Source organism: Stenotrophomonas sp. HMWF023 (genome assembly GCF_003060985.1).
Lineage (GTDB): Bacteria > Pseudomonadota > Gammaproteobacteria > Xanthomonadales > Xanthomonadaceae > Stenotrophomonas > Stenotrophomonas lactitubi.
Genome location: NZ_QAIJ01000038.1, coordinates 8080 through 16896, shown reverse-complemented (window position 1 = coordinate 16896; position 8817 = coordinate 8080). Strand labels below are relative to the sequence as shown.

Below are 8817 nucleotides of genomic sequence, written 5' to 3'. Positions count from 1 at the left end.
CCCATGGATGGGTTTACGGCGTGTCCCGCAAACCCATGCCACCCGCCACCCCGCCATCCCTCGGAATGCCAGCCTTTGACGTTGACGTTGCCTCTGCAGGTGCAGGGCGCAGCCCTGCCGGAAACCTCCTTACGCCACGCCGTTGTCCACATGCTCGGCAAAGCCAGGACGGGAGCGCAGGCGCTCGAACCAGGCGTCCACATGCGGCAGCACCGGTTTGTTGCCGGGGGTGCTGCGCCAGCGCTGCGCCGACAGGCCGAGGACGATGTCGGCGAGGGTGAACGTGCCGCCCGCCACGTAGGCGTTGCTGGCGGCAAGCTGGTGGTCGAGCACGTTCATCAGTTGGTTCCAGTGCGTCAGGCTGGCCTCCGCGCGCGCGTCGTCGGCGAAGTCGGGGTGCTGGCGCACGCGGGCCATGAACACGTGGCGCCAGGCGCTGTTGAGGTCGGTGGCCTGCCAGTCCATCCATTGCTCGACCTTGGCGCGGTCCTGCGCCGCGGCGGGCAGCAGGTCAGTGCGGCCCTGGCGTGCGGACAGGTAGCGGCAGATGCTGTTGGACTCCCACAGCACGAAGTCGCCATCGCGCAGCACCGGCACCTGCCGGTTCGGATTCAGCGTGGCCAGCAGGTCCGGCGCGGGCGTCGGGTCATGCGTGAGCGGGAGATCGAGTTCGGCGCACAGCCACAGCACCTTGCGTACGTTGATCGAGGTGGGCTTTCCGTAGAGAACAAGCATGGGCGCGTTTCAGCACTTGAGACTGGGCCAGCCTACACTTGCCACATGCAAACCGAATTCCTCCTCGTCGCCGGCCTGCTGCTGGTCGTGCTGATCCTGCAACTGGTGGCGCTGCTGCGCCGCCCTCCCCACGATCGCCTGGAACAGGCCGTGCGTGATGAAGCACGCGTCGGACGCAGCGAGTTGCGCGAGCAGCTCGATGGGTTCGCGCGCGCGCTGACCGATCTGTCCACCCGCACCGATCAGCGTCTGGATCTGCTGCGCGAAGCGCTGGGCGAAGATGCGCGCAAGGCCCGCGCCGAGGCGGCCGACAGCCAGCAACGCAGTGCCGCTTCGCTGGGTGAACGCCTGCAGGAACTGCGCGTGCAGCTGGATGTGTTCGGCCAGCAGCAGGAGGCGCGCATCCATGCCTTTGGCCAGCAGCTGCAGGAACTGACAGCGCGTACCGACACCCAGTTCGGTGCGCTGCGGCAGGCCCTGGTGGAGGATGCCCGCAAGGGCCGCGAAGAAGGCGCGCAGTCGCAGCAGCGCCTGACCGAGAGCCTGGGCCTGCGCCTGCAGGAGCTGACCCAGCGCAACGAACAGCGCATCTCGGAAATGCGCGCCACCCTGGAAGAACAGCTGCGCGCGCTGCAGGCCGACAACGCGCAGAAGCTCGAGCAGATGCGCCATACCGTCGACGAGAAGCTGCAGTCCACGCTGGAAACGCGGCTGGGCAATTCGTTCAAGCTGGTGTCCGAACGACTGGAGCAGGTGCAGCGCGGGCTCGGTGAAATGCAGCAGCTGGCGACCGGCGTGGGCGATCTGAAGCGGGTCCTGACCAACGTCAAGAACCGCGGCAGCTGGGGGGAAGTGCAGCTGGAGAACATCCTCGAGCAGACCCTCACCCAGGAACAGTATGCGCGTGGGGTGAAGGTGCGTCCTGACGGCAACGAGATGGTCGACATCGCCGTGCGCCTGCCGGGTCGTCGCGACGACGACACGCCGGTCTGGCTGCCGATCGATTCCAAATTCCCGCGCGAAGACTATGAGCGCCTGCTTGATGCACAGGAACAGGGGGATGCCGAGGGCGTGCGCCTGCAGGGCATCCAGCTGGAACGCGCGATCCGCGTGCAGGCCAAGTCGATCTGCGAGAAGTACATCGTGCCGCCGCACACCACCGATTTTGCGGTGATGTTCGTGCCCACCGAAGGACTGTATGCCGAGGTGATCCGGCGCCCGGGCCTGGTCGACCTGCTGCAGCGCGAGCATCGCGTGGTGGTGGCCGGGCCGACCACCGTCACCGCGCTGCTCAACAGTCTGCAGATGGGCTTCCGCACGCTGGCCATCGAACAGCGGTCCAGTGAAGTGTGGACGTTGCTGGGTGCCGTCAAAACTGAGTTCGGCAAATTCGGTAGCGTGCTCGACAGCGTGAAGACCAAGCTCGACCAGGCCAGCAAGCAGATTGACCAGACGGGGGTACGCACGCGTGCCATTGCCCGGAAGCTGCGGGATGTCGAGTCGCTGCCGGCCGAACAGAGTCGGCAGTTGCTTCCCGACAGCCTGCTGCCCGAGGAGGGTGGCGAAGAAGGCAACGAGGGTGAAGAGGCCTGAGCGGCGCTGACACGCCACCTGCATGAGCGGGTGCGTATGCTGGCGCCGTCCACACCCTTCAGGTACCGCCATGCGCCTCCGATTCCTTGCCAGCTTTGCCCTGGGCGCGCTGCTTGCAGCCTGCAGCAGTGCGCCACCAGCCAGTGAAGACGCGGGCACGGTAGCCACGGCGGCCGACAGCCCCGAAGCTGCTGCAGCCTATGAAGAAGCACGCGATGTGGACTGCCGCGCGGCGGGCGGTACGCTGCAGCCGTTGGGCCGCCTGCAACGCGTGCAGTGCGTGATTCCCTATGCCGACGCGGGCAAGTCCTGCAGCAGCAAGAGCGACTGCAGCGGACAGTGCCTGGCGACGGGCGAGGTCGCTGCCGGTGCGGTGGCGACCGGCACCTGCCAGCGTGATGTCAGCCAGAACTTCGGTTGCCGCCAGCGCGTCGACGATGGCAAGGCGCAGGGCACGATCTGCGTGGATTGAGGATGTCCTGTAGAGCCGAGCCCATGCTCGGCTACCGTGGCATCAGCCGAGCATGGGCTCGGCTCTACAACAGCGCGTGCGGCGGTATGCTGGTGGGCCTTTCCCAGCTGTAGCCGGAGCCCCCGCGTGAGTACCTCGATCCAGGATGTTTCCCTCACCACCATCGACGGCCAGCCGTCCTCGCTTGCCGACTACCAGGGCAAGGTACTGCTGCTGGTCAACGTGGCGTCCAAGTGCGGCCTGACCCCGCAGTACGAAGGCCTGCAGGCGCTGTACGCGGAGAAGCACGCGCAGGGTCTGGAAGTGCTGGGCTTCCCGGCCAACAACTTCCTCGGCCAGGAGCCGGGCAGCGAGGCCGAGATCCAGCAGTTCTGCCAGCTGACCTACGACGTGAGCTTCCCGATGTTCGCCAAGATCAGCGTGGCCGGTGAAGACACCCACCCGCTGTACCAGCAGCTGACCGCCGCGCAGCCGCAGGCGATCGGCGAAGGCCCGCTGCGCGAGCGTCTGGCCAGCAAGGAGATTCCGATCCACCCGGCACCGGCGGTGCTGTGGAATTTCGAGAAGTTCCTGGTCGGCCGCGATGGCAAGGTCATCGCCCGCTTCGCCCCGGACGTTGCCGCCGATGATGCGCGCCTGCGCGAAGCGGTCGAGGCGGCGCTGGCGGCCTGAAGACGACGTGCCAACCAAGGTTGGCACCTACCGGAAGGTCGGTGGACGTCGGTAAAACAAAAAACCCCGCCGAAGCGGGGTTTTTTCATGCGTTGCCGGCAGCGGTCAGTTGGTCCACTGCGGCATCGGCATCGCATCGACCGGGATCGGCGAGTTCGCATCGTCGCTGCCACGCTCGCGCTTGCTGCGCAGATCGTTCTCGATCTGGTAGTTGCGGCGCTGCATCCAGGCATCGCGGACCAGGGCGTACTCGTCCACCGCGGTATCGCGCAGGTCGTCGATCGCCAGCAGCTGTGCACGGGTATCGACCAGCTGCAGGCCCTGCAGGCCGATGCGGTATTTGTCGCTTTCGATGCGGCGGATCGGCGACAACGGGATGTCACCGGCCAGGCCGAACACATCACGCACGGTACGCGGGCCGAAGAACGGCAGTTCCACGTAACGCGAACGACGCCAGCCCCAGGCACCCAGGGTCTGCCCGAAGTCCTCGTTGCGACGCGGCACCATCGCCTTGCTGGCCGGGTCGAACAGGCCACCAATGCCCAGCGTGCTGTTCATCAGGAACCGGCCCAGGCTGTCCCACGCATCGGCCGGTCGGCCCTGCAGCAGCTGGTTGGTGATGGTCAGCGGCGCACGCAGGTTGCTGAAGAAGTTGCTTACGCCGGTACGTGCAAAGCGCGGCACCACGTGGGTATAGGCGGTCGCCAACGGGCGGGCGATACCGCGGTCGACGGCGTTGTTGAACCCGTGCACCTTGCGGTTGAACGGTTCCCACGGGTCGTAGGCGGCAGCGCTGCGGCTGTTGTCACTGGTGCCGTACAGCGCATCGAAGTCGTTGTCGCCGCCCGGAGCGGTCGCCGCCGCGTCGGTGGCTGCATCGGTTGTCGGGGCACGGCTGCCGGTGTCCACGGCCGCCGCAGCGGGCGGCGTGTCGGCCTGGGTCGGCTGGCTGGCGGGCTCGGTGTCAGCAGCAGTGGCTGCGGCAGGTGCTGCAGCAGTCGACGGAACCACGGTATCGGCCACCGGCGCGTCGCTGCGTGCCGGCTTGCCGGCACAGGCGCTGAGCGCAGCGGCCAGGAGGATCAGAGGGAAAACGCGCACGACGTTCATGTCAGCTCGCAGCAGAAGTAGCGTTGAAGTCCAGGTCGGGCGACAGCCGGTAGGCCGCGCTCAGTTCGTTGTAGCCAGCGGGGGCGCCGGAGATCGTCAGCGGATGACCGCCCTGGCGCGCGCGTGCGGCCAGCTCGGCCAGCAACGCCAGGCCGGCGCTGTCCACGCGCTCGACCTCCGCCAGTTCCAGCCGCGACAGCTGCGCCGGCAGGGCCTGCAGCTGCGGCCACAGTGCGATCACCGCTGCACGGTCGAGCGCCCCGCGCAGGCGCAGGGTGTCACCTTCCAGCAGCGCCAGCGCCTTATTTGCCATTGCCGGCCGGTCCGGCCTGCATGCTGCCGCTGCGCAGATCGTTGGCTACCTGCTTGATGCCCTTCTGTCGCAGCGGGGCATCGAACTGGTTGCGGAAGGTCTGCACGTAGGAGATACCTTCGATGTTCACGTCGAAGATCTTCCACTGGCCGTTGACGTTGCGCATCCAGTACTCGACCGGCGTCGGCTCGTTGGCGGCGCGCACCAGTTCGGTGGCCACGCGCACGCCGCGGTTGCCCGGCAGCGGGCTTTCGCCCTTCAGGCGGAAGCTCGGCTTGCCCTGGATGTTGAGCAGGGTCGAGCCATAACGCTGCATCAGGCTGTCGGCCATCGCATCGGCGAACAGCTTGATGTCGGCGTCCGAAGCGCCGCGGGCGTGCGGGCCCAGCACCAGGCGCGCGGCATAGTCGCGGTCGAAGGTGCGGGTCAGTTCGCTGTCGATGTAGCTGCGCAGGCTGGCCGGGTTGCTGGTGAACTCAGCGCGGCGCTGCTGCAGGGTCGACATGATGCGGCTGCTGGCGTCGATCACCACCTTGCCGGCCTGGCCCTGGGGGGCGGCGGCAGCGGCGGGGGCGGCCTGCGCCTGGGCCAGGAACGGGGTGGCCAGCAGCAGGGACGAGGCGAGCAGGGCCGGGATCAGTTTCATCTTCATGGTTGCGGTTCCGTTGCAGGCGACTGCTCGCCATCGTTGGGTTTCTGAGCAGCGCCACCACCGGCGCCGCCACTGAACATGTACTTGCCGACCAGCTGCAGCAGGTCCACGGCCGGCTGGGTGAACACGATTTCCTCACCGGGCTTGAGCACGTCCGGATCACCGCCGGGCTGCAGACCGATATAGCTCTCGCCAAGCAAACCGCTGGTGAAGATGCCGGCGGAGGTGTCGGCCGGCAGGTCCTTGACCTTGCTGTCCATGCGCAGGGTCACGATCGATTCGAACTTCACCGGGTCCAGTTCGATGGAAGCGACCTGGCCGACGGTGACGCCGCCGATCTTCACCGGCGCCTGCTTGCGCAGCTGGCCGACCTGGGAGAAGCGGGCCTTGAGTTCATAGCCTTCGCCGCCCCAGCTCCAGCGCTGGTTGGTCGAGGCGACGGCCAGCACCATCAGCGAGGCCAGGGCCAGCAGCAGGAAAGCGCCGACGGAGAATTCGAGTCTGGGACCGCGGATGGCCATGTGGATTACCTGATCAGTCGTGGTGGCCGCGCGCCGATGCGCACCGCCGATGGAGGGGTTAGGTGAACAACATTGCCGACAGCACGAAGTTGAACATCAGCACCAGCAGCGAGGCGTTGACCACCGCACGGGTGGTGGCGACGGAGGTGCCTTCGATGGTCGGTTCGGCGTGGAAACCGACATAGGCGGCAACCAGTGCGGCGGTGCCACCGAAGATCGCCGACTTCAGCATCGCCACGCCGAAGTCGTCCCAGAAGTCCACGCTGTTGCGCAGCGCCGACCAGAACACGCCGTTGTCCAGGCCCAGTACGTGCACTGCTTCGAAATAGCTGGCGCTGATTGCCAGCGAACAGAAGATGCCGGTCAGCAGCGGCACGGTCAGTACCGCCGCCCAGAAGCGCGGCGCCACGGCCTTGGCCACCGGGTCGATGGCCATCAGTTCCAGCGCCTTGATCTGGTCGGTGGCGCGCATCAGGCCCAGTTCGGCGGCGATCGAGCTGCCGGCGCGGCCGATGAACAGCAGCGCGGTCAGCACTGGCGCCAGTTCACGGTACAGCGACAGGCCGAGCAGGGTGGACAGCGCGTCGGCCGCACCGAAGGTGGTCAGCGTGCGGTAGCCCTGCAGGGTCAGCACCAGGCCGACGAAGGCGCCGCCCACGGCGATGATCGGCAGCGAGCGCGCACCGATCTTGTAGATCTCGCGGGTCAGCTCGGCCAGGAAATCACGGGTCGGCAGCGAACCGCGCAGCACGGTCAGCGAGAACAGACCGGCACGGCCCAGCGAACGGGTGGCTTGCACGAACGGCATCAGGCAACCCTCGCGCGCGGTGCGGCATCAAACGGAATGGGGCCGTCGGGCTGGCCGTGCAGGAACTGACGCAACAGCGGGTCCTGGCTGGACTGCAGTGCCTCGGGCGTGCCCTGGAACACGATGCCGCCGTTGGCGATCGCGATCACCTGGTCGCAGATCGGCAGGGTCTCGTGCACGTGGTGGCTGACGATGATGCTGGTCAGGCCCAGGCTGTGGTTGAGGCGCTGGATCAGGCTCATGATCACACCCGAGGCGATCGGGTCCAGCCCGGTCAGCGGCTCGTCGTAGATCATCAGCGGCGGGTCCAGGGCCAATGCGCGGGCCAGTGCCACGCGGCGGGCCATGCCACCGGACAGTTCACGCGGCCAGGCATCGGCCGCAGCCAGCAGGCCCACCGAATGAAGCTTCATCTGCACCAGCCGGCGCAGCACCGGTGTCGGCAGGCGGGTGTGGGTGCGCAACGGCAGGGCGACGTTTTCGGCCACGGTCAGGTCGGTCAGCAGGCCATTGCCCTGCAGCAGTACGCCAACGCTCTTGCGCATCTCCAGCAGTTCGGAGGTGCGCTGCGGGATCGGCTTGCCGAACAGGGTGATGTCGCCTGCAACCGGCCGCAGTTCGCCGGTCAGCGCCGCCAGCAGGGTCGACTTGCCGCTGCCGGACGGACCCAGCACGGCAGTGATGCTGCCTTTGGGCACCTGCAGCGAAACGTCGCGCAGGATCGTGCGCCCGCTCCGGTCGATGCGGACGTTGGACAACTGCACCAGACTGGAGGTGGAAGCCGACATGGGCACCCTTAACGTTTTTTCGACATTGAAGCATCGGGTCAGACTGCTGAACATAAGCAGACTGGACGGTCCAGTATTGTTGCACGGCCGGACCGCCGCCAGACCGGGACAATTCCTGAAACGACCGGAACAATCCGTCGCGATCACCGTGCCCCGGCATTGAATACGGCCGGGTGTGCTGCACACTGTGCACGATGAGTGACCCGGGCAGCGATTTTCGTCTCTACCATTCCAATTCGCTGGACGTGCTGGCCGCGCTGCTGGCGCGCAATGTGCGTGTGCCGGTGCCGGGACAGCCGCTGCTGGCGCCGGAGGTGGTGCTGATCCCGCAGGTGGCGATGCGGCGCTGGCTGCAGGCGACCCTGGCTGCCGAGTATGGCGTGGCCGCCAATCTGGAATTTCTCACCCCCGGTGAGTTCGTCGCCCGTGCATTGAACGCCAATGTCGATGGCGAAGCCGACGACCTGGACGCGGCCGCCCTGCATTGGCGCCTGTACCAGGCCCTGCGCGACCCGCACCTGCTGGCGCAGCCCCCCATGCGTGCGCTGCAGTCCTATCTTGCCGGTGGCGACGCGCTCAAACCCTGGGCCCTGGCCGGCGAACTGGCGTCGGTGTTCGAGAAGTACCAGGCCTGGCGCCGCGACTGGCTGCTGCGCTGGGAAGCCGGCGCCGATGCGGCCGATCCGCAGGCCATCCTCTGGCGCAGCATCGCCGCTGGCCATGGTTACCGCGCGCGCCGCATCCAGGCCTACCTGGACCGCTTCGAGGGCGCCGCCCAGCCGCTGCCGAAGGGCCTGCCACTGCGGATGTCGGCGTTTGCCACCCTCAACATCTCGCCCGACGTGCTGCGGGTGATGGCCACCCAGTCGCGGGTGGGCGAACTGCATTTCTATCTGCCCACGCCGGTGCAGTCCTACTGGGGCGACTTGCAGACCCTGGCAGAGCGCCTGCGCAGCGGCGCGCCGGACCCGTTCGGCGAGGCCGCCGGCGAGAACCGCCTGCTGGAAGCGTGGGGTGCGGCCGGCCGCGATTTCATGGCGGTGCTGGGCAGCTACGAAGTGGTGCATCCGGCCGGCGAGATCGCCGCCTATTCCGACCCCGAGGAAGATACGCGGCCGACCATGGACCAGGGCGGGCTGTCCGACAGCCTGCT

The 8817-nt window shown here is 67.3% G+C and carries 10 protein-coding genes and 1 pseudogene; 4 read left to right on the top strand and 7 right to left on the bottom strand.

Going from position 1 to position 8817, the window contains the following annotated elements:
- Positions 1-129 precede the first annotated feature (129 nt).
- On the bottom strand, positions 130-735 hold the full coding sequence (locus DBR20_RS01680) for a glutathione S-transferase N-terminal domain-containing protein (RefSeq protein ID WP_108264963.1): 606 nt from the start codon (positions 733-735) through the stop codon (positions 130-132).
- A 45-nt stretch (positions 736-780) separates the two neighbouring features.
- On the opposite strand from DBR20_RS01680, the gene rmuC reads away from it, so the two are divergent.
- The 3 genes from rmuC (at position 781) to DBR20_RS01665 (ending at position 3472) form a co-directional block, all read left to right on the top strand.
- Positions 781-2328, top strand: a complete 1548-nt coding sequence (gene rmuC, locus DBR20_RS01675; RefSeq protein WP_108264962.1) for a DNA recombination protein RmuC — start codon at positions 781-783, stop codon at positions 2326-2328.
- Positions 2329-2398: 70 nt separating this feature from the next.
- Positions 2399-2800 (top strand): hypothetical protein, encoded by a 402-nt coding sequence (locus tag DBR20_RS01670; protein WP_108264961.1) that lies wholly within the window; start codon positions 2399-2401, stop codon positions 2798-2800.
- Between the two features lie 126 nt (positions 2801-2926).
- Positions 2927-3472, top strand: a complete 546-nt coding sequence (locus DBR20_RS01665; RefSeq protein WP_099821635.1) for a glutathione peroxidase — start codon at positions 2927-2929, stop codon at positions 3470-3472.
- Positions 3473-3577: 105 nt separating this feature from the next.
- Here DBR20_RS01665 and DBR20_RS01660 read toward each other — a convergent pair whose 3' ends face one another.
- The 6 genes and pseudogenes from DBR20_RS01660 to DBR20_RS01635 all read right to left on the bottom strand — a co-directional run bounded on the left by DBR20_RS01660 (position 3578) and on the right by DBR20_RS01635 (position 7664).
- Positions 3578-4582, bottom strand: a complete 1005-nt coding sequence (locus DBR20_RS01660) for a VacJ family lipoprotein (protein ID WP_108264960.1) — start codon at positions 4580-4582, stop codon at positions 3578-3580.
- Position 4583: 1 nt separating this feature from the next.
- The gene (locus DBR20_RS01655) at positions 4584-4895 is read right to left on the bottom strand and encodes an STAS domain-containing protein (protein ID WP_100461686.1); all 312 of its coding nucleotides are present in this window, start codon (positions 4893-4895) and stop codon (positions 4584-4586) included.
- Positions 4885-5547 (bottom strand): ABC transporter substrate-binding protein, encoded by a 663-nt coding sequence (locus DBR20_RS01650; protein WP_100554254.1) that lies wholly within the window; start codon positions 5545-5547, stop codon positions 4885-4887. Before DBR20_RS01650 ends, DBR20_RS01655 begins: the two co-directional genes overlap by 11 nt.
- 56 nt (positions 5548-5603) lie before the next feature.
- Positions 5604-6068, bottom strand: a pseudogene (mlaD, locus tag DBR20_RS01645) (outer membrane lipid asymmetry maintenance protein MlaD); the annotation flags it as partial.
- A gap of 58 nt (positions 6069-6126) precedes the next feature.
- Positions 6127-6876, bottom strand: coding sequence for an MlaE family lipid ABC transporter permease subunit (locus DBR20_RS01640; protein ID WP_005414955.1), 750 nt, complete (start codon positions 6874-6876; stop codon positions 6127-6129).
- Positions 6876-7664, bottom strand: a complete 789-nt coding sequence (locus tag DBR20_RS01635) for an ATP-binding cassette domain-containing protein (protein ID WP_108264959.1) — start codon at positions 7662-7664, stop codon at positions 6876-6878. Before DBR20_RS01635 ends, DBR20_RS01640 begins: the two co-directional genes overlap by 1 nt.
- A gap of 194 nt (positions 7665-7858) precedes the next feature.
- On the opposite strand from DBR20_RS01635, the gene DBR20_RS22480 reads away from it, so the two are divergent.
- On the top strand, positions 7859-8817 hold a 959-nt coding region (locus DBR20_RS22480; protein ID WP_258223098.1), incomplete at its 3' end, for an exodeoxyribonuclease V subunit gamma.